Raw genomic sequence first — 25062 nt, forward strand, 5'->3', positions numbered from 1 at the left:
TGAAGCGAGAACCTCGCCAGTTGCTGGCGGGGTTCTTGTCATTTGACCGGGAGTTCTGTGGTGTTCTTGATCGCCTCCATGGCGAAACTGGCGCTGACATCTGACAAGGGGGCGATGGTGATCAGGCGTTTGTAGACCTCGTCATAATCCTTCACATCCGGCACCACGATCTTGAGCAGATAGTCGATATCCCCGCCCATGCGGTAGAATTCGACGACCTCCGGCATGCGCGAGACCCCGTCCGCGAAACGGCGTAGCCATTCGCCGTCGTGATTGCTGGTCCGTACCGAAATGAAGAGCGTCGCATTCAGGCCCAGAAGGTCGGGATCAAGCAGGGCGACACGTTTGCGGATATAGCCGGCATCGGTCAGCCGCTTGATGCGGCGGGTCGTCGGCGTGGCGCTCAGGCCAATCGTATCAGCGATTTCCTGCACGGTACGGTCAGAATCGGTTTGCAATAACTCAAGAATGGATCGGTCGTGGTGATCGAGTGACATATTTTCGGCCATGATAGTGTTCATCGCTATTTTAGGCGTGTTGTTTGGCTGAAGATAGCGAAAAACGCTCCCTGATTGGCGCTAGATTATTTCCCGGGCAGCTACTCGGGCAAAATCATGGACGGTCAGATCTCGGAAATCGCTGGATGGGCTTCGGTCCGTTCTGGTCTGGTGGGCGTGACCGCCACGCTGCGCACGCCCTATGGCGAGCGTCCTCTAATTTATGCTGATTTCACCGCTTCGGGCCGTGCCTTGCGCCAGGTCGAGGACGCAGTCGTGGATCTGCACACGCTCTACGCCAACCCGCACACCGAGGACAGCGAGACCGGTCGCGCCTCGGGTGCCTGGCTGCGCGAGGCAGAAGCTGTGATCCGGCGCTGTATAAATGCAGACGAGGGTGATGCGCTGATCACCTGCGCTTCAGGCGCAACCGGTGCCATCCACAAACTGCAGGAAATCCTGGGCATCACCTTGCCGCCGGCCAGTGCCGACCGACTGGCGAGCCTCGAGGTTAAGGATCGCCCGGTCGTTTTCATCGGTCCTTATGAACACCATTCCAACGAGTTGAGCTGGCGTGAAAGCCTGGCGGAGGTCGTGACGGTGCCGCTCAATGAATGCGGCGATGTCGATTTGATGGCGTTGGAAGAAGCGCTGCATGATCCGGCCTATGAGGGGCGCTTGAAAATTGGCGCCTTCTCGGCAGCCTCCAATGTGACCGGGCTCAAGACCGATCTGGTCAATCTTGCGCAGCTCCTGCACGAACATGATGCCATTTTGTGTGTCGATGCCGCAGCAAGCGCGCCCTATGCGCGAATCGACATGCATCCGGCCGAGCATCAGAACGCACAGGTCGACGCAGTGTATTTCTCGCCGCACAAATTCCTAGGCGGGCCCGGGGCATGCGGCGTGCTGGCCTTCAGCAAATCCCTTTATCGCAAAGACCTTCCTCCCACCCAGAGCGCAGGCGGCACGGTGCGTTATGTCTGGAAGGATGGACATGACTTTATCGAGGATGTGGAAGCGCGTGAGCGCGCTGGGACGCCGGGCGTGCCCCAGGTTGTACGCGCTGCGCTGGCGATGCAGATCCAGGCCGAGATCGGTTTTGAGTTGATCGAAGATCGGGAGCAGGCTGCCCTGATGAGGGCCTTTGAAGTCTGGAGGGACAATCCCGGTATCGAGATCCTGGGGCCGGAATGTCCGACGCGTCGGCTGGGCATCGTCTCCTTCAATATCCGTGACCGGAAGGGCGAGCTGGTTCATCCGCGCCTGGTTACGGTTCTGCTCAATGATCTGTTCGGAATCCAGTCACGAGCAGGGTGTTCCTGCGCTGGGCCCTATGGACATGACCTGCTGGGCATTAGCGACGAGGATACGCAACGGATCCGTGCCAAGGTGCTGGACGGTGAAGCCGGCGCTCGTCCGGGCTGGTGCCGGGTCAGCCTGCATTGGGCCATGAGCGAGGAGGAGATTGGCTATCTCATCGAGGCAATTGGTTTCCTGGGTCAGCATGGCTGGAAATTTGTCGAGCAGTACCGCTTCGACCCGGCCAGCGGGCAGTGGGAGCACAAGACCTGTCGGGCCGCTCGCACGCCGGTTTTTCCGAGCTCGATTCTGACATCGACCCCGCGCGAGATGACGCGGTCGCGGCCGGTGCGGGAGCTGATGCGAGAGGCCATGTCTGTCGCCAACAGCGCTGTGCTTTAGCCCGGCATCCGGTGCGCAGAGTTTTCCGTCGATTGTCCAAGCCTGTCCATATCGCGTTCAGCTAGCTGGACGGTCCCTGAATGACGGGCTCAGCATACGCTCATCGAGCCTTCCGTATTTCTGTACATGCCTTCGATGCATCGGGCGTCAGGCACACCAGTTACGGAGTAAGTTCATGAATATGCGTTTTGTCCTCGCCAGTGCCCTCGCTGCAGTCTCTGTTTTCGGCGCGGCCGATGCAGCCGAGGCCCAGTCCCGCAACCGGGTCACGGTCCAGCAGGACGGCTATCAAAACGAGATCGCTGGTCGCCAGGGTGGTTATGGCCAACGCATGGTGATCCGCCAGCGCGGTGGCCGCCAGCACGTCACCATCATCCAGGACGGCGCGCGCAATGGCACGACGGTGGGACAGAGTGGCTATTACAATCAGTCGCATGTCGACCAGTATGGCCGGGACAATGATACCGTCATCGGACAGGATGGTGTCGACAATTACAGCTACAGCCGCCAGACCGGTCGCCGCAATATCGTCGGTGTGTCCCAGATGGGTCGCAACAACACTGCCGTGACGGACCAGTTCGGCAACAACAACGGTGCCGGCATCATCCAGGTCGGCGATGGCCACAACGCCACTATTCGTCAGTCCGGCAATGGCAATGTAACGCTGGTTATCCAGGGTGATCACTAGGCCCGGTTCGCAGTCAGGCCGATGCCATGGCGTCGGCCTCCGCGATCAACACATCATGAGTCGGTGTTCGTACACCGGCTTTTGGCTGCCTGCTCAGCGGCGGTATTTCAAAAGACCCGCATCCCGGAGGTGGTCGTCGATCATCTCGCGCTGGTCCACGCTGAGTGGTGTCAGGCGAGGATAGACCGGCTGGGCCCGGTCATTGCTCCAGGCCTGGTCCCAGTGATCCGTGCCAGCGATAAAGGCGCGCAGCATGGCCTCGCCGCCGGTCTCGAATGCCCCGATCAGACAGGTGTCGACATAGGATTGCGGAACGGGATGATCAGCATCGGCGGTTTCGTGTTCCGTGTTAACGACGATCCAGAACTTGCCAGCGGGCAGGTCAGCCGCGTCCAGGCTTGAGCGCTCGACCGGCGTCCACACATATCCGCGCTCGCGATGGCGCATGTCTGGATTGATCTCCACAGGCACCAGCACCGCGTCCAGCGTCGAGGTCACATCCTCAACCAGGCCCAGATAGGTCGCTGCCTCGTCCCGATATCGCACTGACCACGCCCGCCGCCAGCCTGGCAACGCCACCTTCAGCGCCGGCCCGGTCATGTCCGAATAGGTCTCGCGGCTATGCCGGCTGAGAATACTGCCATAGCCAATCATGTAGTCCGTGGCGGTCATTCAGGCTCCAAACGCAACGGTGCGCGGATTGCTCCGCGCCCCGAGAGTGGGTTGTCAGGCTGGTGAAGTCTAGCGCCTTTACTGCGCCGGATAATAGGTCGGGGAACCCGGACCGACCGGCATGTCGAAACCGAAGGCCCAGACGAAGAAGAAGACACTCCACGTCAGGATGAAGAAGATGGAGTAGGGCAGCATCATCGCGATCATGGTGCCCACGCCCAGATCCTTCTTGTAGCGTGTCGCCCAGGCCAGGATCAGGCCGAAATAGCTCATCATCGGCGTGATGATATTCGTGGTGGAATCACCGATCCGGTAGGCGGCCTGGATGACTTCCGGCGAATAGCCGATCAGCATCAGCATGGGCACGAAGATCGGGGCGGTGACCGCCCACTGTGCCGAGGCCGAGCCCAGCGACAGGTTGATGATCGCGCACATCAGGATGAACAGGAAGAAGAGCAGCGGGCCGGTCATGCCGGTGCTCTGCAGGAAGTTGGCGCCCGAGACGGCACTGATCGCACCGATATTCGTCCAGCCGAAGAAGGAGACGAACTGCGCGGCAAAGAAGACCAGTACGATGTAGAGGCCCAGCGAGGACAGGCCGGTAGCCATGCCGTCGATGATATCGCGGTCATTCTTCATCGTGCCCGCGCCGCGACCATAGGCGAAACCGGTGGCAACGAAGAAGATCAGGATCCAGACGACAAAACCGCGGAAGAAGGGCGAGTTGAAGCGGTCACCCGTATCCGGATTGCGCAGGATGCCCCATTCCGGGATCAGCGTCAGCGCCATCAGACCAAGCACGCCCAGCAGTGCGAGAAAGGCGTAGAACAGACCCTTCTTCTCCTCGCCGGAGAGCGTTTCCATCATGCGCTTGTCCAGCACGGAGTCGTCGGCCTGTTCGGGGTTGTAGGGCCCCAGCTTGGGTTCGACGATGAAGATGGAAACCAGCGAGCCTACGGTCGTGATCAGGAAGGTCGAGGCCACCATGAAATACCAGTTCGCCGTCGGCAGAACGATATAGTCCGGGTCGATCAGGCGCGCCGCTTCCTGGGTGATCCCGGCGAGAAGCGGGTCGATCGTGCCGATCAGGATATTGGCGCTGTAGCCGCCGGAGACACCCGCAAAGGCGGCTGCCATGCCCGCCAGCGGGTGACGTCCAAGGGCGTAGAAAATGGCGCCTGCGAGCGGGATCAGAACGACATAACCAACTTCTGACGCGGTGTTGGAGACGATGCCGGCAAAGACAATGGCGACGGTCACAACGTGACGCGGGGCGCCCAGCACCATGCCGCGTACGGCGGCAGAGAGCATGCCGGACTTCTCGGCAACACCGACGCCCAGCATGGCGACCAGGACGACACCGAGGGGCGCAAAGCCGGTGAAATTGGTGGTCAGACTGGTCCAGATCCGCCGGAAACCATCCGCATTGAACAGGCTGACCGCGCGGATCATGCCGTCATCGGCGACCCCGCGGGCCCCTGCCGGACGTGGATCTTCCACCGCCAGGCCGAGCCAGCCGAACAGGCCGGAGAGAAGGATGATGCCGATTGCCAGAATGGCAAAGAGCGTCACCGGGTGGGGCAAGAGATTGCCCAGGAATTCAACACCATCAAGAAAACGCGTGAACGCGTTCTTCTTGGGGGCAGGGCTCTGGCTGTCAGCCATGTTCAGGCTCCTGTTTGCACAACACTGAAGGCAAGCCGGGCGCGCGCAGCCATGCCGGGGCGGGCCGCTGGTGCGGTCTCGCCCGGTCAGGTGCAGACGTCCTGGATCTTCCCCTCATTTTCCTCGCCGCGGATTTGAGCGGTTTTGCGCTGCCGGGGCAAGTCTTGTGCTGCCGAGCACGGGTAACACTTCTGCAATGAAAAAGGGCCCGGCAGCAAACTGCCAGGCCCCAATTCTGAGATACGGGTCTCGTTACCAGATCGAGACGCGCTCTTCCGGTGCCAGGTAGAGGTCGTGCTCCTCGGTGATGCCGAAGGCCTCGTACCAGCCGTCCTGGTTACGCAGGGCACCGTTGATGCGGTACTGGGCAGGAGAGTGCGGACCGCGACGCAGCTGCTGAACCAGCGCCTGCTCGGTGTAGAGGTTCCGCCAGACTTGGGCCCAGGCCATGTAGAAGCGCTGATTGCCGGTGTATCCATCGAGGACCGGAGCTTCACCGCCATGATCTTCCAGGTAGAGCTGGTAAGCGCGGAAGGCCATGGAGAGGCCGCCAACGTCACCGATATTCTCACCCAGGGACAGGCGACCGTTCACAAACTCGCCCTCGATCGGGGAGAATTCGCTGTACTGAGCGGCCAGGCGATCGGTCATGCCGTCGAAATTGGCGCGGCTTTCCGCCGTCCACCAGTCACGCAGCACGCCGTCACCATCAGAACGGGAACCCTGGTCGTCAAAACCGTGGCCCATCTCGTGGCCGATTACGGCACCGATGCCGCCGAAATTCACAGCCGGGTCAGCATACGGGTCGAAGAACGGACCCTGCAGAATGGCTGCCGGGAAGACGATCTCGTTGGCCGTGGACGAGTAGTACGCGTTCACGGTCTGCGGAGACATGCCCCATTCCCAGTCGCGGATCGGGCCACGCAGGCGTTCGCGGCTGTCTGCGCGGAACCAGGCCGAGATGCGTTCGGCATTGCCGAACAGGTCGTCAGAGCGGATCTCGATGCTGGAGTAATCCGGCCACTGGTCCGGATAACCGATTTTCGGTGTGAAGTTCTCGAACTTGTAGATCGCGCCTTCGCGGGTCTCTTCGTCCATCCAGTCCAGCGTTTCCAGACGCTCACGCAGGGCACGGCCCAGATAGTCCACGAGGACTTCCATCTGTTGCTTGTACTCCGGCGGGAAGAAGCGCTCGACATAGATCTGGCCAAGCGCCATGCCTGCAGAACCATTCACATACTGAATGGCACGGGCTTCCAGGTCACGCGGTTGTTCGACACCGGACAGCGTACGGCTGAAGAAGTCGAAGGAGCGCTCGTAGAATTCCGGCGTCAGGCGGCCGCTGTTGGAATTGACATAGCGATAGGTCAGCCAGTCCTGCCAGGTCTCGACAGGAACTTCGCCAAACAGGGTGGCGAGGGACTGGATTGCCGTATCCTGGCGGATGACAACTTCGGTCTGGTCCGCAAAGTCGAGCGCATCCATGAAGGTTGCCCAGTTGAAGCCCGGCGCGCTGGCAGCCAGCTCGTCGGTCGTCATCAGGTTATAGGTGCGCGTGCGGTCACGGCTGTCCTGGCGGGTCCAGTGAACCTGGGCGAACTGGGTTTCCAGATCCAGGATGCGCTGGGCGCGCTCGGCACCATTGTCCATGCCGATAAAGCCGAACACATCAGTGATGTAGGCGACGTAAGCGTCACGGAAACCCTGATAGCGCTCGGTGTCTTCCAGATAGTAGTCACGGGTCGGCAGGCCCAGACCGGACTGGCCGACGGAGACGATGTAACGGTTCGGGTTGCCCTGGTCGCGGCCAACGCCGGCGCCAAAGATAGAGGCCGTTCCCGGCTGCCCCATCAGGTTGGCAATGTCGTCATGCGTGCTGGCAGCTGCAATCGTGTCGATCATCGGGCGGACCGGATCGAAACCGCGGGCGGTCAGCGTGTCCTGGTCCATGAAAGATGTGTACAGATCACCGATCTGCTGCTGCGGCGTGCCCGCTTCAGCGTTGGCTGCGCGCGCTTCGGAGATGATGCCGTCAATACGCTCTTCCGAGAGCAGGAAGAGTTCGGTGAAAGACCCGAAACGCGAGAAGCCCTGGGGCAATTCGCTCTGGTCCAGCCAGCCGCCGTTTACATAGCGGTTGAAGTCATCACCCGGGTGCACGCTGTCATCAACGTGCTCGTATTCAATACCCCAGGTGCCCAGGCGCGGATCGCCGGCAGACGGATCACCAACGCTGGTGGTCTGTGCGACTTCGCTGCCGGAAGCAGCGGAATTGTCGGCGGTGTCGGTGGTTTCAGTTGCCGGTGTGCATGCGGCGAGCAATGTCAGGCTTGCACTTGCCATAAGTAGTTGTCGCAAATTGGCCTCCCCCAATTGGAACTATGAATATGTCAGTGTGCGGTAACTTAGTGCTTTGCGACCGGCGTGCAACTTACGCATTCGTGAGGATTGTAGAGACGAAAAAGCCCGGCGGTGAAAACCGCCGGGCTCCTGTTTCAAGTGTTGTCGTCTCTACCAGACCGTGACGCGTTCTTCCGGCGGCAGGTACAGCTCGTGATCTTCGGTGATACCGAATGCCTCATACCAAGCGTCCTGGTTGCGGACCGTACCGTTCACGCGATACTGGGCCGGAGAGTGCGGCCCGACACGCAGTTGCTGGACGAGCGCTTGTTCAGTGTAAAGATTGCGCCAAACCTGCGCCCAAGCCATGAAGAAACGCTGATCTCCGGTGAAACCATCGAGAACCGGTGCTTCTTCCCCCTGGTCCTGCAAATAGAGCTGATAAGCCCGATATGCGAGGTCGACGCCTCCGACATCGGCGAGGTTTTCTCCGAGTGACAGGCGCCCGTTCACGAATTCACCTTCAACTGGGGAAAATTCGCCATATTGCTCGACAAGACCTTCAGTGCGTGCGTCAAAAGCCGCGCGGCTCTGTTCCGTCCACCAGTCGCGCAACATTCCCGTGCCGTCCGAGCGGCTGCCCTGATCGTCAAAGCCATGCCCCATCTCGTGTCCGATCACTGCGCCGATTCCACCGAAGTTTACCGCGGGGTCTGCAAACGGGTCGAAGAACGGCCCTTGCAAGATCGCTGCAGGGAAGACGATTTCATTGGACGTTGGTGCATAATAGGCGTTCACCGTCTGCGGTGACATGAACCATTCCCAATCACGGACAGGACCGCGCAAGCGGGCGCGGGTGTCTGCACGTGCCCAGGCTGAGATGCGCTGGGCATTGCCGAACAGATCGTCGGACGCGATTTCGATCGAGGAATAATCCGGCCATACGTCCGGATACCCGATCTTTGTGATGAAGCTCTCGTATTTGACGATGGCTTCCGCCCGGGTCTCATCATCCATCCATTCCAGCGTTTCCAGGCTCTCGCCAATGGCACGACTGACATACTCGACGAGCGTATCCATTTGCTGCTTGTATTCAGGCGGGAAATATCGCTCGACGTAAATTTGGCCAAGGGTCATGCCCATGGATCCGTTCACGTACTGGACCCCACGCGATTCAAGCGGTCGCGGCTGATCCGTTCCTGAAAGCGTGCGGCTGTAGAAGTCAAACGAGCGCTCGTAGAATGATGGCGAGAGCACATTGCGATTGCTGGCCACATACCGAAAGCTAAGCCAGTCCTGCCATGTGGATACCGGGATCTCCGAAAAGAGAACCGCCAGCGATTCGATTGCTGTATTCTGACGAAGGACGATCTCGGTCTGGTCAGCATACTCCAGCGCTTCGAGATAGCGTGTCCAATTGAAACCGGGCGCTGTTGTTGCAAGATCAGCGGTCGCGGTCAGATTATATGTGCGCGTGCGATCACGGCTTTCTTCATTGGTCCAGTGCACCTGGGCGATGGCCGTTTCCAAGTCCAGCACGGCTTGTGCCCGCTCTTGGCCCTGGTCCATGCCGATCAGGCCGAATACATCTCCGATGTATTCCAGATATCCATCCCGGATACCTTGATAACGTTCACTGTCTTCAAGATAATAATCGCGTGACGGAAGTCCCAGCCCACCCTGGCTGATGTAGACGATGTAGCGTTGCGGATTGCCTTGGTCCTGGAAGGAACTGGTCCCGAAAATCGTCGATGTGCCGGGTTGACCCATGAGAGTTGCGATATCGTCATGCGAGCTCGCTGAGGCGATCTGGCTGAGCATCGGGCGAACCGGATCGAAACCCAGCTCTTCGCGACGTTCCTGATCCATGAAGGACGAGTAGAGATCACCGATTTGCTGTTGCGGTGTTCCAGGGGCGCCATTCTGTTCCGACGCTTCCTGGATGATGCCATTGATCCGCTCTTCAGACAGCAGGAAGAGTTCGGTGAATGAGCCGAAACGCGAGAAACCCGGCGGCATTTCTGTGCTGTCCAGCCAACCGCCGTTGACGTAGCGATTAAAGTCATCGCCCGGGTGAACGCTGTCATCGATGTATTGCGTTTCGATGCCCCAATCACCAAGACGAGGTTCATTGGCGCTGGTTTCGCTGGAGGCTGCCTGGTGTGCGGCGTCCTGGCTTGCTGTTGTGTCGTTGGCAGGCGTTTCAGCTGCTGGTGTGCATGCTGCGAGCAAAAGAAGGCTCGCGCCTGAAAGTAGAAGTGTACGCACGGTCGCGTCTCCCCCAAAAATAAGAAAGTTGCGTCCCCTTCACAGCCAAACTAGCCGTTTCGTTGGTGTGTGCAACTTACGCATCCGTGAGGTTTGAAAAACGAAAAACCCGGCAGCGAGCGCTGCCGGGTTTTTGTACTCTTGCGAGCTGCTTACCAGATTTTGACGCGCTCTTCCGGTGGCAGGTAGAGGGCGTGATCTTCAGTGATGTTGAAGGCCTCGTACCAGGCGTCCAGATTCCGGACGACACCATTGGTGCGGTATTGCGACGGGCTGTGCGGGTCGGTCGACAGACGCGAAATCAGATTGTCTTCGCGATACAGGCGACGCCAGACCTGAGCCCAAGCGAGGAAGAAACGCTGATCGCCGGTGAAACCGTCGATCACCGGTGCTTCGCCACCATGATGTTCATCGACATAGTTGCGGTAGGCCGTGTAAGCCATTTGCAGACCACCCAGGTCGCCGATGTTTTCACCCATGGTGAAAGTGCCATTCACGAACATGCCCTCAACCGGGGAATAGCCGTCATACTGGGCGCCGAGGCGACCGGCACGCTCCTCGAAGCGGGCATTGGTGCCTTCCGTCCACCAGTCATTGACCGAGCCGTCATAGTCGAAACGACGGCCCTGATCGTCGAAACCGTGGCCGATTTCGTGGCCGATCACGGCACCGATGGCGCCGTAATTGATCGCGGCATCAGCGTTCGGATCAAAGAACGGAGCCTGGAGGATGCCTGCCGGGAAAGTGATCTGGTTCATCAGCGGGTTGTAAGACGCGTTGACCGTCTGCGGCGGGTAAGGCCACTGGGTGCGATCAACCGGACCCATCAGGTCCTCAACCTGGTCATTCCAGTTGAACTCAGCCAGGCGGATCATATTACCGAACAGGTCGTCCGCACGTACTTCCAGCGCGCTGTAGTCACGCCAGTTGTCCGGATAACCGATGCGCGGTTCGAAAGTGGACAGTTTCTGCAGGGCGTTGGCACGCGTCTCGTCATCCATCCATTCCAGATTGTTCAGGCGGCCTTCAAACGCTGTTGTCAGGTTGGCGACCAGCTCTTCCATGTCCGTCTTGGAGGACGGCGGGAAGTAGCGCTCGACATAAACCTGCCCGACAACTTCACCCAGCTGGCCACCAACCAGACCGACACCGCGCAGATCGCGCGGACGCTGATCCGGTGTACCGTTCAGGGTGCGGCCAAAGAAGTCGAAGCTGGCCTGGTCAAATGCGACCGGCAGGCGGGCCGTGTTGTTATTGATCGTGTGGAAGATCATGTAGTCGTGCCACAGCTCGACCGGGGTCTCGGTGAGAATGGTCGCAGCACCCTCGATCGCGCTCGGCTGAGCGACGAGGAAGGTCGGGACTTCGGCCAGGCCCATGCTCGCCATGCCGTCAGCCATGTTGAGAGCCGGAGCCAGCTCGTCCATCTGCTGCAGCGTCATCGGGTTGTAGATTCGCTGGATGTCGCGGCTTTCGGCCTGCGTCCAGTGAACGCCGGCGAGACGGGTTTCCAGCTCCATGATGGCAGCTGCCTTTCCGGCGCCGCCCTCAATGCCCGCAAGATCGAAAATGGTTTCGATGTAGGCGACATAGGCCTCGCGATAACGGGCGAAGGCGTCGTTTTCCTCATCCAGGTAATAGTCGCGATCCGGTAGGCCCAGCCCGCCCTGTCCAACAAAGACCGTGTAGCGTGTCGGGTCGGCGAGATCAGGGATAATGCCGAAGCCGTAGGGCGCCGGGTGGTGCAGGCTGGCAAACAGCGCAGAGATCTCGTCATGCGTGCTGGCGCCACGAATTTCCGCGAGGAACGGCTCCAGCGGCTCGATACCGCGTGCGTTCAGTGTGTCCGTGTCTATCCAGCTGGCGTAGAGGTCGCCGACCTGCTGCTGCGGAGAGCCCGCTTCGGCATTGGCGCTGGCCAGTTCCAGGATGATTTCCTGGACCTGTTGCTCGGCCTCGATGGCGAGTGCCGTGAACATGCCGTAGTTGGAGCGGTCTTCCGGGATGGTCGTATTGTCCAGCCATGTGCCATTGGCATAACGGAAGAAATCGTCACCCGGATGATAGCTGGCATCCATGCCGTCTACATCGAAACCCCACGTGCCGATATCGGCCATGGCGGTTGTTTCGGTAGTGGTGGAGGCGCCACTGTCGGTGGAAGTCACCGTCGCCGGGTCGCAAGCTGCCAGCAATACGAGTGCCGAACAGCCCAGCAAAATCTTTTTCATGATGTTCCCCTCGAAAAGAAAATCCCCTGCGCCGACCCGGCGCAGGGGGAAAGTATGCTACTCGGCCGGCGAATGGTCGAGGTGACCGGGCAGTTCGCCATGAGCAAAGTCAGTGTCCTCGTAATCGCTGCCCAGAGACGGCTGTTTCTTGCCTGTCCACATGCCGCGGAAGAAGCGGGCGATATCGACGCCGATGCCGTACAGGGCAGGGACGAAGAAAAGCGTCAGGAAGAGTGCGAAGACAACCGCGAAGCCAAGGGCCACGACCATGGGCTTCAGGAACTGAGCCTGGGTCGATTGTTCCGCCATCATCGGGAAGATGCCGAGGAAGGTGGTGACCGAGGTCAGCAGGATCGGACGGAAACGCTGTACGCCAGCGTCTACCAGCGCCTGGAAAGCGCCTACTCCATTGGCCCGCAGCCGGTTTACGAAGTCGATCAATACGAGGTTGTCATTGATCACAACGCCTGCTGCTGCACCCACACCGAAATAGGAGAAGAGCGCGATCGGGATGTCGTAAAGGTAATGCCCGAAGATGGCGCCCGTCAATGCGAACGGGATGGCGATCATGATCAGGATCGGCTGGAAATAGGACCGGAAAGCAATCGCCAGCAGCAGATACATGGATGCCAGCGCAAGCAGCAGGAGGTTCCTGACTTCCTGCATGAATTCACGCTCACCCTCGGCCTGGCCGATCTCGTCGCGAGAGACATGCGGGAAACGCGTGTCAAAGTTCGGCCAGAACTCGTTGGTCAGGCTTTCCTCGACAGCGCCGCGTGCGATCGGGTCAGACAGCTCGGCCGTGACGGTGACCGTCCGCATGCCATTGCGGCGACGGATACGGTTGAGGCCCGGTGCGAACTCCACATCGGCGACAGCTGACAGCGGAACCTCACGCCCATCGGCGGTGCGGATGCGCAGGTCACGGAGCGTGTCCAGCGAGCGGCGGCTTTCCTGGTCGAGGCGGATCATCACCCGAACGTCCTGACCATCGCGTGGCAGGCGTTGCGCCTCCTCGCCGTAGAAAGCCTGGCGGACCTGGCGTGTCACGTCCGACAGGGTCAGACCCAGCGCCTGGGCGTCCGGTCGCATCGTGAACTGCAGTTCCTGGGTCGAGGTCTGCATGGAGTCGACGATGTCATACAGGGTGTCATAGCTGCGCAGCTGACCCTTGAGGGCATCGGCTGCCTCGCGCAATTCGTCGAGGTCCTGTCCGGACAGGGCGAAACTCACCGAGTTCCCACCTTCGTTGATGGTGGAGTCGAAGCGGACTTCTTCAGCGTCCGGAACCGGTCCCATCATTTCACGAATGGTCTGTGCAACTTCAACTGTCGGCAGCGAACCTGGACGGTCCTCCGGCTCCGCGAGCGTGATCCAGGCGCGGATACTGCCGTCGGTGGCCACTGTCGAACGGCTCTCGATCATGTCGACATTGTCCGGGTATTGCGTGCGGTAATACTGCAGCGCTTCATCCTGGGCAGCGTCGAGTTGACTCCGGACCTGTTCGGTGCGGCTCCACGGCGTGCCTTCGGCCAGCTGGATCGAGACCTGGATCGTCTCGTTCTCGATCTGTGGCATGAAGACCGACCCGACCCGGTTGGTGCTCATCAGCGTGATGGAAACGAAGAAGATACCGGTGAACGCGATGACCGTTGCATAACGATTGCGGATCGAGAGCTTGGCGAGCGGACGATAGATGCCGCGTGCGAAGGCGACCAAGGTGTGGGCAATGCCGCGCTGGAGCGCGATCAACGGCCCGAAAATACCCTTGTTGGACTGCGGCTTCAGATGGCTCAGGTGAGCCGGCAGGATCAGCAGCGATTCAATCAGGGAGAAGGTCAGGGCCGCGATAACCACCAGGGAGATCTGCTTGGTAAACTGAACGGTCGGTCCCGTGATCAGCATCCAGGGCGAGAACATCATGATGGTCGTGATGACGGCGAAGATCACCGGCTTGGCGACCATCTGCGTGCCGACCACGGCGGCGGTCAGGCCTTTTTCCCCGCGTTCTACCCTGTCGTGGATGTTTTCCCCGACCACAATCGCGTCGTCGACCACGATACCGATGACGAGCAGGAAGGCGAACAGCGACAGCATGTTCAGCGAGACGTCCATCATGGGCAGCAGCAGGAAGGCACCACCAAACGCGGTGAAAATTCCCACTGTGACCCAGAAGGCGACATCAGGGCGCAGGAACAGGAAGAGGACGATCAGAACCAGACCGCCACCGATGAGGGCGGAGTTCATGATGGTGTCCATGCGTGCCTTGTACATCTCGGAATTGTCCCACCACAGAGACAGGGAGACGCCGTCAGGCAGTTCCGCGCGCTTGCTTTCCAGATACTCCTGAACGCCGTTGGAGATATCGACGACGTCAACATTCGGGGTGGTCTGCACATAGACCACGACCATGTTCTCGCCGTTATAGGTCGAGGCCAGGTTGGCATCGACAAAACCGTCATTGACGCGCGCGACGTCGCGGACGCGCAAGGTGCCACCATCACGCGTTTGGCGAATGATGATGTCCTCGAATTCAGCTTGTGAATCCGCCAGCTGGCGGGATGTGAGGCTGAGATCGCCGAGTTCTGTGCGGACGCTGCCGGCTGAGGCATTGAGGGAGCTGGAGCGAACTGCGCGGGACACTTCGTCAAAGCTCAGGCCGTAGCGCTGCAGGCTCTGCTCGGACAATTCGATGGAGACCTCTTCATTGAGGCGTCCCATGATGCCGACGATGGAAACACCGGGCACCTGGTTGGCAACCTCGTCGCGGATCTCATCTGAAATCTGCTGCAGGTCACGGCGATCAATATCACCATGCACGGCAAAGCCGATCAGCCAGTCCGAGGCGCGCCACTGGTTGACGAACGGGCGGAAGGAGGATTGCGGCAGGTTGTTCACCGAGTCGACGTTTAGCTTGATCTCGTCGATGAAGGACGGGATGTCGACGGACGGCTTGCCGGCGATGTTGATGAAGCCGCTGCCTTCAACGGCCGTCGAGGTGATCGTGTCAACGCCGTCGATATCGATCAGCGCTTCCTCGATCCGGACGATAATCTGTTCCTCGACTTCCTGCGGCGAGGCGCCTGGCCAGGCCACGGAGACAGTGGCTCCGTTGATGGCGACGCTCGGGAAGACCTCGCGGTTGAGCTGGAAATATCCGAACAGGCCGCCCAGCAGGGCCACGATCATCAGCAGGTTGGCAGCGACGGAATTCGCAGCAAACCATCCGATGATGCCCTTGGGAGCTTCCTGATGTGTTTCGTTAGGGTCGGTCATGGCCTTGTCCTTCAGATATGTTTGCTGGATTAACCTGCGCTGGAAACGGGCTCGCCGCTATTGCCAGCATCGGATTCGGCCAGGCCTTCTTCCGCGTTGTCGGATTCGGTTTCGATCGTCGCGGAGAATGCCGCGATGACTTCGCCATCGTTGTCGAGCGACTGGATGCGCATGCCGTCATTGGCACCGCGAACCGGAGAGATCACGACCATTTCGCCACCGCGAACACCGGAGGAAACGATCAGGCTCTCGGCGTTGGAGGTGACAACATCGACCGTCCGGACGGACAGGCGACCACCCGGCTCGGCGACATAGATCGTGTTTTCGCCGCGCAGGGCTGCGCGTGGCAGGACGTAGACATTCTCGACTTCACGTCCCTCGATTTCGGCGGTCAGGAACAGGCCAACGGCCAGCGGCGAACCGCTCTCGGCGGCCGTGCCGTACGGGTCTTCGACTTCGGCGATGGCGTAGAGAACGCGCGTCTGTGAATCGATGGCACTGTCCGTACGCGTGATTTCCGCGTTCCAGGAGCGCTGCTGACCTGCAACGACCGCAGACAGGGTGACCGGAATACCGGCGCCTTCCTCGGCAGCGTTGAAGGCGACCGGGATGCCCAGCAGCCCCAGATCATAATCGGTCAGGGGCAGGCGAACCTGCACGCGGTCGGTCGAGAAGACTTCGCCCAGGGGCGTGCCGGCGCTGACGAACTGACCGAGATCTGCGTTCTTGGAACGGACGCGGCCAGCGAACGGTGCGGATACCCGCGTACGCTGGAGGTCCAGACGCGCATCCTGAAGTGTGGCGCGGGCCGCTGCGAGCTGGGCGCGCGCTTCGGCCAGCTGCGGTTCGCGCAGCGTCAGGGAAGAAGCTTCACCTTCACCCAGTTGCTCCCATTCCGAGCGTGCGAGGTCTGATTCAGCCTGTTCGCGAGCCAGACCCTGCTCGGCCTGCGCGACCTGGGCCTCGGCACGGGTTACCGCCAGGCGGTAATCAGCGTCCTCGATGCGAACCAGGGTCTCGCCGGCCTCGAAGAAACCGCCCTCGATGAAGTCCGGATTTACATAAGTGATGCGTCCAGACACCTGCGGAACCAGGTTGATCTGGGTGCGTGGCCGCGCTTCGCCCTGGGTGACAACGGTCAGCGAAACCGTGTCCAGCTGGGCTTCAGATACAAAGACCGCTACGGGACGCGGCGCCGCATTGGCGCGCTCCGGTTGCGGGGCGGTGGCGTTGAGCATGACGACGACGCCGATGATGGCGGCAACAACAACACCGATGATGATGAAACGTCCGATGAAAGCCATGATTATTCTCCAGTATGCGCAGCCGGGTCTGCGGACGCGGCCGCGGAGAAATCGCCGGCGATGGCGAGATAAAGGTCCACACGATTTGCCGCGCGAGCGCGGTGTGCTGAGATGTACTGACTCTCCGCGCTGATGCGGCGGGAGTATGCGTTGAGCAGGTCGAAGATCGTCGCGACACCACGAGCATATTGCTGGGTGACAAGTTCCTCGGCCTCGGCGGCCTCCTCGAAGGCCCTACCTAGGCTGTCAACGCGTGACGCCAAGATGGTGTCGGCGTAAATAGCGTTTTCTGCTTCCTGCCAGGCGCCCAGAACCGTCTGGACATAGCTGGCGATCTGCAGTTCGGCATTGGCGATGGCCTGGTCGCGCTGGGCGCGAAGCTGGCCGCCACGGAAGATGGGTGCCGTCAGGGAGGTGGTCAGCGAGGACAGCAGACCGTCCATATCCGTGAGATCCTCAATGTTTGCCCCGCCTGTGCCGGAGGAGGCCGACAGCGAGAGGCTCGGGAAGAGCGCTGCGCGGGCGGCGTCAACACGCAAACCGGCTGCGACCAGACGGCGTTCAGCCGCGATCACGTCCGGACGACGGGTCAGCAGGTCCTGCGGCGAACCGAGGCCGGCGAGTTCACCGAGCGTCGGGAAGTCTGCATCGCGTTCGATGCGGGCGGAGGGGTAACGGCCCAGCAGGGTTTCAAGGCTGCGGGCAGAGGAGGCTTCAGCCCGGCGACGCGAGGCGAGAGCGGCTTCGGATGAAGCCAGGGCGCTGCGCGCCGTGCGCACGTCGGAACTGCGAACGAGGCCGCGGGCAAAGCGGCGCTCGGTCAGGGCAAGGGCGTTTTCCTTGGCGGTGAAGTCGCGCTCGGCGAGTTCGGTCTGCAGGCGGGCTTCGGTCAGGTCGAGCCAGGCCTTGGAAACCAGACCGGCGATCGATAATTGCGATCCGCGCAGGTCCTGGGCGGCCGCTTCGGCGTCGAGATCAGCCGCGTTGGCGTTATTGCGAACGCGCCCCCACAGATCGACTTCCCAGCTTGAGGATAGTCCCAGTGAGAACTGGTCCGAGGACGGACCGCTGTTCGGCTCGTTCCGTGTGTGCCCGAAGGATGCGCCGAGCGTCGGCAGACGGCTGGCGCCGGCGATCCGGGCGCTGGCCCGTGCCGAGTCATAGCGAGCCAGCGACTGGGCCAGGCTCGGATTGCCTTCAAAGGCTTCATCCACAAGAGAAACCAGACGTGGCGCATTGAATGACGCCACCCAGTCGCTCACGTGTGGACCATCACCTGCATCGGGTGCGCTGGACCAGTTGTGAGGCGCCTGGGGGAGGACGTCCTGAGATTCAAAGGCCGGCACACTGGCGCAAGACGCTGCCGTCAACGCTGTCGCCAGTATGAGTAGATTTTTACGCATGCGTGTGCCCCGCACATTCTTACTTCGACTCTGTCGGCATCCTATGATCGGCATAGCGAAAGTCAACATAAATTTATCGAAAAACATTAAATGCCTATCGAATGACATGAAAAGCCTCTCGTTTTTCGAGATGTGAAATTTCTGTAAGCATCTCTTGGCTCATGGATTCGATGCATTTGCGCCGTTGATTGGATGCGTTTTGCGGCAGAAATATTTCCAAAACGCGACAAATCTCAGTATTCCGATAATCTATTCACTGAATGAGGAGCGCCTGGTGAGTTCTCGTCTGCACCGAAACCAACCATCCACTCGTATTCGCCGCCGCGATACTGCTGCTGTCGCTGCTCTTGGGGGCGGTGTAGTATTGCTGTTGTGGCTGTTTGGCGAGCTCGCCTTTGTGCAGGCTTTTGTGGCGATCGCGACCATCACTGCCCTCTCGGTCATCTACTTCCTGACCGTAAGTACGTCTCTGCCCCCGCAGGTGGATCTGTCCTATGAGGAAGGTGGTGAAGATGCTGGTGACGGCGCCGGAGAAAGTTCGCCCGGTCTGACGGCACAAGACCTTCTCTACAGCCTGCCTATTCCCGTGATCGTCATTGCCGGTTCCGGCAAGGTTGAGGATGCAAATCCCGAGGCCCGGAAGTTTCTCGGGCTGGGCGACGGCGTTGTTCACCTGTCCGGTGTGCTGCGCCAGCCTGAAATCCTTGAAGCGGTTAGCGCCGCCCTGCGCGGGGAGAGCGTCCAGCCGGTAGAATACTCAACCATGGCGCCGGTCGAGAGCCATGTCCGCGCCTTTATAGCGCCACTCGGTCAAGCCGATGCACCGGATGTCGAGCGCCGCGCGATGCTCGTGCTGACAGATGAAACCTCGATCAAGCGTGCTGACCGCATGCGGGCGGACTTCCTCGCCAATGCCAGCCATGAGCTGCGCACCCCGCTCGCATCACTGGCCGGTTTCATCGAGACCTTGATGGGGCACGCCAAGGATGATCCCGACGCACGTGATCGATTCCTGTCGATCATGTTTGACCAGACCGAGCGCATGCAGCGCCTGATCAATGATCTCCTCTCGCTGTCACGCGTGGAAATGGATGAGCATGTCGCTCCTGTTGGAACAGTTGATCCGGGTGCCGTCGTGGAGGATGTGGTCAGTTTCCTGCGTCCGCAGATCGAGAAGCAGAACATCACTGTTGATCAGTCACTGAATGAGGCGGCGAGAGCGATCGCAGATCGTGACCAGCTGACGGAAGTGGTCCAGAACCTGATCGAGAACGCCATCAAGTATGGCGGTCAGGATGCACGAATTGGCGTCACCGTAACCGCCGCCGTCTCTCGCGATGCTGCCGAGCGCCCGCCGCTGAGCCTGGGCCAGGGTTCAAGCCGCTTGACACTTGCGGCCCCGAAGGTCGAGGCGGACAGTCGATATGTAGCCATCCGTGTCCAGGATACCGGCAAGGGAATCCAGCGCCGCGATCTGCCCCGGCTGTCGGAGCGTTTCTATCGTGTCGATGGTCAGAAAAGCGGCCCCAAGGAAGGGACCGGTCTTGGCCTTGCGATTGTGAAACACATCGTCAATCGCCATCGTGGCGGTTTCACTGTTGAAAGCGCGCCCGGGGTGGGATCGGTATTCTCAATCTTCCTGCCCGTGGATCCGACAAGTGTTGTTGAGCCCGAAAACCTTGCGAATTAGGCAAATTTCGACAAAAACCGCACAGTGTCACAAAACAGTTATAAGACTGTCATAAATCGGCGCATCAAACGCACTAGTACACGCTTCTCGTTTAGTCAGGCCTGTTGGCTGCGGATCAGTGTGTCGAAACAAACCTCCTCGTGGTTCAGCCGCGAGGGCACGGAGATCAAATGAACCAGACACAGCATTCGCACATTGTGTCCGCCTATGGGGCAGAACTCGACCAGCTGGCCGATGATCTGCTGCGCATGGGCGGTCTGGTGGAAACCCAGCTGACTGAATCACTGCAAGCCTTTATTCGCCGAGATTTGTCCGTCGTGCCTGCTGTGCGCGAGCGGGAAAAGAAAGTGAATGAACTGGCAGCCGGTGTCGAACGGCGGGTTGTGCGCCTCTTTGCTCTTCGCCAGCCGATGGCGGCCGATCTGCGCGTGACGATCTCGGCGATGAAGATCGCCAGCGATCTCGAGCGTATGGGTGATCTCGCCAAGAACATCGCCTTCCGCGCCGAGGACATGAACGAGTTCCCGCCCATGCCGGTACTCGGACAGATCGAGCGTCTCGGTGCCGTGGTCGCAAAGCAGCTTCGTGATGGTCTGGACACGCTGTCCAACCAGGACGTCGCTTCAGTGATCCGGGTCTGGCAGGCCGATGACGAGGTGGATGAACACCACAACGCCGTCACCCGCGAGGTTCTGATGTCGATGACCCAGAACCCGCAATTCGTGGAACCGGGTGTCCCGGTTCTTTTTGTCTCAAAGAATTTGGAGCGGCTTGGCGACCACGTCACGAACATCGTCGAAGCCGTACATTTCATGGCCACGGGTGAGCAGTTGGAAGACAGCGACACGCTCGAGGCCTGACGCAGGAGTGCAGGCATGAAACCCCAAGTGATTGTTGTTGAAGACGAAGACGCTCTCGCAACGCTGCTTCAGTACAATCTGGAGAAAGAGGGGTATCAGGTCCGCGTGGCGGGCGATGGCGAGGAGGGCCTGATCCTCGCCGAGGAAGAAACACCGGACCTCGTATTGGTCGACTGGATGTTGCCGAAAGTCTCGGGCATTGAAGTGTGTCGACGCCTGCGTGGGCGCCAGGAAACCGCCAATGTGCCTATCATAATGCTGACAGCCCGTGGCGAGGAAACCGATCGGGTGCGCGGCCTTGATACAGGCGCGGACGATTATATCGTCAAGCCGTTCTCGATGACGGAATTGTTCGCCCGGATTCGCGCCGTGCTGCGCCGGATCCGCCCGGGGCTCGCCGAGGATGTTGTCCGCCAGGGCGATATTGCCATGGACCGCGTCGCGCACCGTGTGAAGCGATCCGAACGCGAGATCCATCTCGGGCCGACCGAATTTCGTCTGCTCGACTATCTCATGCAGCATCCGGGGCGGGTTTTCTCCCGCGAGCAATTGCTGGACGCTGTCTGGGGCTCCGACGTCTATGTCGAGGCGCGCACGGTGGATGTTCATGTCGGTCGCTTGCGCAAGGCTCTGAACACCAAGGAAGAGCGCGATCCGATCCGCACCGTACGGTCAGCGGGCTATTCCTTCGACACGTCGGGGCTCTAATTCCCCGCCAATCGGAACAGATACTGTTCTCGTTTGGCCATTAATGTCGGGTTCAGTCGCGATTATGTCTCTTGTGAACACTCAAGGAGGCAATAATGCGCTGGGCTGGTTTGATCATTTCCGCAGGTATTCTCGCCGCGATCGCCGTTTCGATCGTCGCTGCGCCGAGCGGTTCGTCACTGTATATCTAGAACTCGTAACTCTTCCGGGACGTTAGCCCGGTGGTCGCTTGCTCCCCGGTGGCCGCTTTCTAGGATGACAGCTTTACCGTTCAGGGAGCTGTTCTTTGCAACACCTCATCACAAGTCTGGCCGTATTGGGCCTCGTCCTCTCTGCCTCCGTGTCAGTTCAGGCCCAGGATGCATCTCGCTCCGAAATCCAAGCCGCATCTGTCACGCTGGAAGATTTCCAGCCGACCCTTGGGCGCTGGCAAGTCACCAACTGGCTGATGACCGGGCCCGGGCAGATGGAAGAACACCATTTCTCCATTCACGTCGCGGCCGATCTCGGCGGCAAGGGCCTGCGTACCGACTGGTTCATGCAGGACGGAAGGTATTTCGGCACGGTGTTGCAGACCCTGCATGTCGGTGGCCAGGGGCTGGACCAGCTCTATTACTCCGCCGCCGAGGATAGCTGGGCGATTTCCGAACAATACCCGGTGCTCCGCGAAAACGGTTTCGGCACGCAGTTCGAGGGATAGGACCAGTTCGGCCCGTTCGAGGCCCGGAGCCAGACAAGTTTCCTGTCGGATGGTGGTGGTTTCGACTGGACCCTCGAACGACGCTATCCGGGCACGGACTGGTTTGTCATCGACCGCGGCGAGGCACGTCCGCTCCCTGACTAGGTGGTGAGGCATCCCCCCCATAGAAAAAGCGGCCACCCCGGGGGAGAGGTGGCCGCTATTCTGCCGGACGGGGGGTGAGAGGGGGTGTCCGGCTAGAAATTGTAACGGCGTGTAGCCGCAATCGCGTCGAGGGCAGCAGCAGCGTCGGAATTGCGACGGCGGCGCTTCTGGCTCGGCTGGTAGGCCATGTTGGCGTGGGCTTCACAATAGGTGCTGTCGCCGGTTGTCTTGCGCCCGCAGAAGCGGAAGTTGGACGAAGCCGGGTCGCCGATCGGCCATTTGCACATGCTGTCACGCAGGGTCAGGACAGTGGCAAACTCGCCAGAGGGCAGTACGGCAGGCTCCACCGGTGCCTGCGGCGTTGCAGGTGGCGCTGAGGGGGAGGGGCGCGCCGGGGTGCGCGCAACAGGCGGGGTAGAAGCCGTGGTTGTACGCGGCCGAGAGGGTTTCACAGTGCGACGTGCCGGACGAGACGGCGTTGCGCGGCCTGACAGGCCCAGGCGATGGACCTTGCCAATCACCGCATTTCGGGTCACACCGCCAAGCTGTTTAGCAATCTGACTCGCGCTCAGGCCTTCCGACCAGAGTTTTTTGAGTTGTTCTACGCGTTCGTCCGTCCAAGCCATCGCCCTAGATCTCCCGGTGGGGTGCGCTCTTTACCTTGATGGGGGTAAAAGGCGCATATCTCAATTCATGTTTAATTACACTAGATATTGTATCCAAGACGCCGACTGCCACAAGATGGGGCGATGTCCTTGCCTGTGGAAAGATCTCTTGTCAGGCCAATCGTTAACGGTGATGGTTACCGAGACCTTAAGGGTAATTCGATATGAGTAACTCAAGCTTAAGACCTGTGACCGCGCCGCGGCAATTTGGAGCTGTAAACTGGCTAGGCCTTTGGACTCTTTACAAAAAAGAGGTCCGACGCTTCATGAAAGTCGTGTTTCAGACCGTGATGGCCCCGGTCGCCACGACGCTGTTGTTCATGACGGTTTTTGTGGTGGCAATCGGGTCAAGCCGACCTGCGATTAATGGTGTGGATTTCCCCGTCTTCCTCGCTCCGGGTTTGATCCTGATGGGCGTGCTCAACAATGCGTTCGCCAACTCTTCCTCATCGCTCCTGGTGTCCAAGGTCCAGGGCAATACGGTCGACTTCCTGATGCCGCCGCTTTCTGCGCTGGAGTTGTTCATTGCCTTTGTGGGAGGTGCCATCACCAGAGGTCTTGTTGTCGGCCTGGCGACAGCCCTTACCATGTTGCCCTTCGTCAATATCGTACCCGTCCATTTCTGGGCCGTTTTCTATTTCGGCATCGGCGCAGCCATGATGCTGGCCATGGTCGGGGTGGTTGGCGGCATCTGGGCCGAGAAGTTTGATCACCTTGCCGTGGTGAACAATTTTTTCATCATGCCCGCGACCTTCCTGTCAGGGACATTCTACTCGGTGACCATGCTGCCCGATGCGGTCCGCTCGATCAGCTATTTCAACCCGTTCTTCTATATGATTGACGGCTTCCGCTACGGATTTACCGGACAGGCAGACGGCTCGCTGGTGATCGGTGTTGCGGTGGTCGCGGTGATCAATCTTGCTTTGGCGGTGAGCTGCTATGCGGTGCTGCGTGCAGGCTGGCGCTTGAAGAGCTGATCTTCCCGGCCTAGACCGGAAGAAACGGCGTCCAGTCGGGGGCGCTGATAAATAGCTTATAGGGGAGTTACGCTCATGCCAGCGCCGATGATGGACACGTATGCGCCGCCGGATCTGAATTTTGAACGCGGTGAAGGTGTTCGCCTGATCACCGACAAGGGTGACAAATACCTGGATTTCATTTCCGGTATTGCCGTGAATTGCCTGGGTCATGCGCACCCCAAGGCGGTTGCAGCGCTCACCGAACAGGCTGGCAAGCTGTGGCACCTCTCCAACATGTTCCGCGTCCCGGCCGGTGTTGAGCTGGCAAAGAAGCTGACCGATGCGACGTTCGCTGACCGTGTCTTCTTCACCAATTCCGGCGCGGAAGCCATGGAATGTGCGCTCAAGACGGCGCGCCGCTATCATTTCGTGAACGGCAATCCGCAGCGCTACCGCATCATCACCTTCACCGGCGCTTTCCACGGCCGCACCTATGGCGCCATCAATGCCGGCGGCAACCCGAAATATCTCGAGGGTTTCGGCCCGGCGATGGAAGGTTTTGACCAGGTCGAGTTCGGTGACCATGAAGCGCTCAAGGCTGCCATCACCGAGGAAACCGCCGCGATCTGCATCGAGCCGGTCCAGGGTGAAGGTGGTGTCCGTGCTGTTCCAGAAGCGTGCCTGCGCGGCATTCGTGAACTGGCCGACGAGCACGGCATCCTGGTCATCTATGATGAAGTCCAGTCCGGTGCCGGCCGTACCGGCAAGCTGTTCGCCCACCAGTGGGTTGAAGGTGCTGAACCAGACATCATGGCGTCTGCCAAGGGCATTGGCGGCGGTTTTCCGATGGGCGCCTGCCTGGCCACCGAAGCGGCCGCTGAAGGCATGGTCGTTGGCACGCACGGTTCCACCTATGGCGGTGGCCCGCTGGCCATGGCTGTCGGCAATGTCGTCTTTGACGAGCTGACCGCTGACGGTTTCATGGAACAGGTCAATGATGTCTCCAACTTCCTGCGCCAGCAGCTGCACGGTCTTCTCGACCGTCACGCTGACAAGGTCGAGGAAGTTCGCGGCAAGGGGCTGTTGATCGGTATCAAGCTGAAAGCCGGATATGATCCCAAGAAGCTTGCAGGTCTGTGCCGCGATCGCCATCTGCTGGTTGGTGCGGCCGGGGACAATGTCTCCCGCATGGCGCCGCCGCTTGTGATCACCCAGGACGATGCCAGTGAAGCCGTTGCCATCATTGACGAGGCACTCGGCCAGCTGGAAGCCAGCTAGACAGAAGACGCAT

At 60.0% G+C, this 25062-nt stretch carries 18 protein-coding genes; 8 read left to right on the forward strand and 10 right to left on the reverse strand.

Annotated elements, in window-relative coordinates:
- Positions 1–38: 38 nt before the first annotated feature.
- Entirely contained in the window at positions 39–509 is a 471-nt protein-coding gene (locus tag SIC17_RS10440) for an Lrp/AsnC family transcriptional regulator (protein ID WP_291891514.1), read from the reverse strand.
- A gap of 105 nt (positions 510–614) precedes the next feature.
- On the opposite strand from SIC17_RS10440, the gene SIC17_RS10445 reads away from it, so the two are divergent.
- Together SIC17_RS10445 and SIC17_RS10450 are read left to right on the forward strand one after the other, a co-directional pair.
- Positions 615–2201: an aminotransferase class V-fold PLP-dependent enzyme gene (locus tag SIC17_RS10445; protein WP_412545316.1), complete on the forward strand. Its 1587-nt coding sequence runs from the start codon at positions 615–617 to the stop codon at positions 2199–2201.
- Positions 2202–2376: 175 nt separating this feature from the next.
- Complete coding sequence (locus SIC17_RS10450; RefSeq protein WP_291891517.1) at positions 2377–2889, forward strand: curlin-associated protein; 513 nt, start codon at positions 2377–2379, stop codon at positions 2887–2889.
- A gap of 93 nt (positions 2890–2982) precedes the next feature.
- Here the strand turns inward: SIC17_RS10450 and SIC17_RS10455 are convergent, their stop codons facing one another.
- The 8 genes from SIC17_RS10455 to SIC17_RS10490 form a co-directional block, all read right to left on the reverse strand.
- Complete coding sequence (locus tag SIC17_RS10455) at positions 2983–3561, reverse strand: hypothetical protein (RefSeq protein ID WP_412545317.1); 579 nt, start codon at positions 3559–3561, stop codon at positions 2983–2985.
- Between the two features lie 78 nt (positions 3562–3639).
- Positions 3640–5226: an AbgT family transporter gene (locus SIC17_RS10460; protein ID WP_291891527.1), complete on the reverse strand. Its 1587-nt coding sequence runs from the start codon at positions 5224–5226 to the stop codon at positions 3640–3642.
- 252 nt (positions 5227–5478) lie between these two features.
- The gene (locus SIC17_RS10465) at positions 5479–7584 is read right to left on the reverse strand and encodes a M13 family metallopeptidase (protein WP_412545318.1); all 2106 of its coding nucleotides are present in this window, start codon (positions 7582–7584) and stop codon (positions 5479–5481) included.
- Between the two features lie 153 nt (positions 7585–7737).
- Positions 7738–9834, reverse strand: coding sequence for a M13 family metallopeptidase (locus SIC17_RS10470; protein ID WP_412545319.1), 2097 nt, complete (start codon positions 9832–9834; stop codon positions 7738–7740).
- Positions 9835–9986: 152 nt separating this feature from the next.
- Positions 9987–12062, reverse strand: a complete 2076-nt coding sequence (locus tag SIC17_RS10475; RefSeq protein ID WP_412545320.1) for a M13 family metallopeptidase — start codon at positions 12060–12062, stop codon at positions 9987–9989.
- A gap of 57 nt (positions 12063–12119) precedes the next feature.
- The gene (locus SIC17_RS10480; protein WP_412545321.1) at positions 12120–15338 is read right to left on the reverse strand and encodes an efflux RND transporter permease subunit; all 3219 of its coding nucleotides are present in this window, start codon (positions 15336–15338) and stop codon (positions 12120–12122) included.
- 29 nt (positions 15339–15367) lie between these two features.
- Positions 15368–16642, reverse strand: a complete 1275-nt coding sequence (locus tag SIC17_RS10485; protein WP_291891536.1) for an efflux RND transporter periplasmic adaptor subunit — start codon at positions 16640–16642, stop codon at positions 15368–15370.
- Positions 16643–16644: 2 nt separating this feature from the next.
- Complete coding sequence (locus SIC17_RS10490; protein ID WP_412545322.1) at positions 16645–18045, reverse strand: efflux transporter outer membrane subunit; 1401 nt, start codon at positions 18043–18045, stop codon at positions 16645–16647.
- Positions 18046–18319: 274 nt separating this feature from the next.
- Between SIC17_RS10490 and SIC17_RS10495 the strand changes: the two genes are divergently transcribed.
- The 4 genes from SIC17_RS10495 to SIC17_RS10510 all read left to right on the forward strand — a co-directional run bounded on the left by SIC17_RS10495 (position 18320) and on the right by SIC17_RS10510 (position 22003).
- A complete protein-coding gene (locus SIC17_RS10495; protein WP_291891540.1) occupies positions 18320–19735 on the forward strand; it encodes a sensor histidine kinase in 1416 nt (471 codons plus the stop codon).
- A gap of 170 nt (positions 19736–19905) precedes the next feature.
- Positions 19906–20595: a phosphate signaling complex protein PhoU gene (phoU, locus tag SIC17_RS10500; RefSeq protein WP_291891542.1), complete on the forward strand. Its 690-nt coding sequence runs from the start codon at positions 19906–19908 to the stop codon at positions 20593–20595.
- Positions 20596–20610: 15 nt separating this feature from the next.
- A complete protein-coding gene (phoB, locus tag SIC17_RS10505; protein ID WP_291891544.1) occupies positions 20611–21303 on the forward strand; it encodes a phosphate regulon transcriptional regulator PhoB in 693 nt (230 codons plus the stop codon).
- Positions 21304–21589: 286 nt separating this feature from the next.
- Positions 21590–22003: a hypothetical protein gene (locus SIC17_RS10510; protein ID WP_412545323.1), complete on the forward strand. Its 414-nt coding sequence runs from the start codon at positions 21590–21592 to the stop codon at positions 22001–22003.
- 236 nt (positions 22004–22239) lie between these two features.
- On the opposite strand, the gene SIC17_RS10515 is transcribed toward SIC17_RS10510, so the two are convergent.
- Positions 22240–22773 carry a GcrA family cell cycle regulator gene (locus SIC17_RS10515; protein ID WP_291899532.1) on the reverse strand — a complete coding sequence of 178 codons (534 nt, stop codon included), beginning with the start codon at positions 22771–22773 and terminating at the stop codon, positions 22240–22242.
- A gap of 203 nt (positions 22774–22976) precedes the next feature.
- On the opposite strand from SIC17_RS10515, the gene SIC17_RS10520 reads away from it, so the two are divergent.
- The gene (locus SIC17_RS10520; RefSeq protein ID WP_412545324.1) at positions 22977–23789 is read left to right on the forward strand and encodes an ABC transporter permease; all 813 of its coding nucleotides are present in this window, start codon (positions 22977–22979) and stop codon (positions 23787–23789) included.
- Between the two features lie 75 nt (positions 23790–23864).
- Entirely contained in the window at positions 23865–25049 is a 1185-nt protein-coding gene (locus SIC17_RS10525; protein WP_291891552.1) for an aspartate aminotransferase family protein, read from the forward strand.
- The last annotated feature ends 13 nt before the right edge of the window (positions 25050–25062 follow it).

It is taken from the genome of Maricaulis sp. MIT060901 (assembly GCF_047123815.1).
GTDB lineage: Bacteria > Pseudomonadota > Alphaproteobacteria > Caulobacterales > Maricaulaceae > Maricaulis.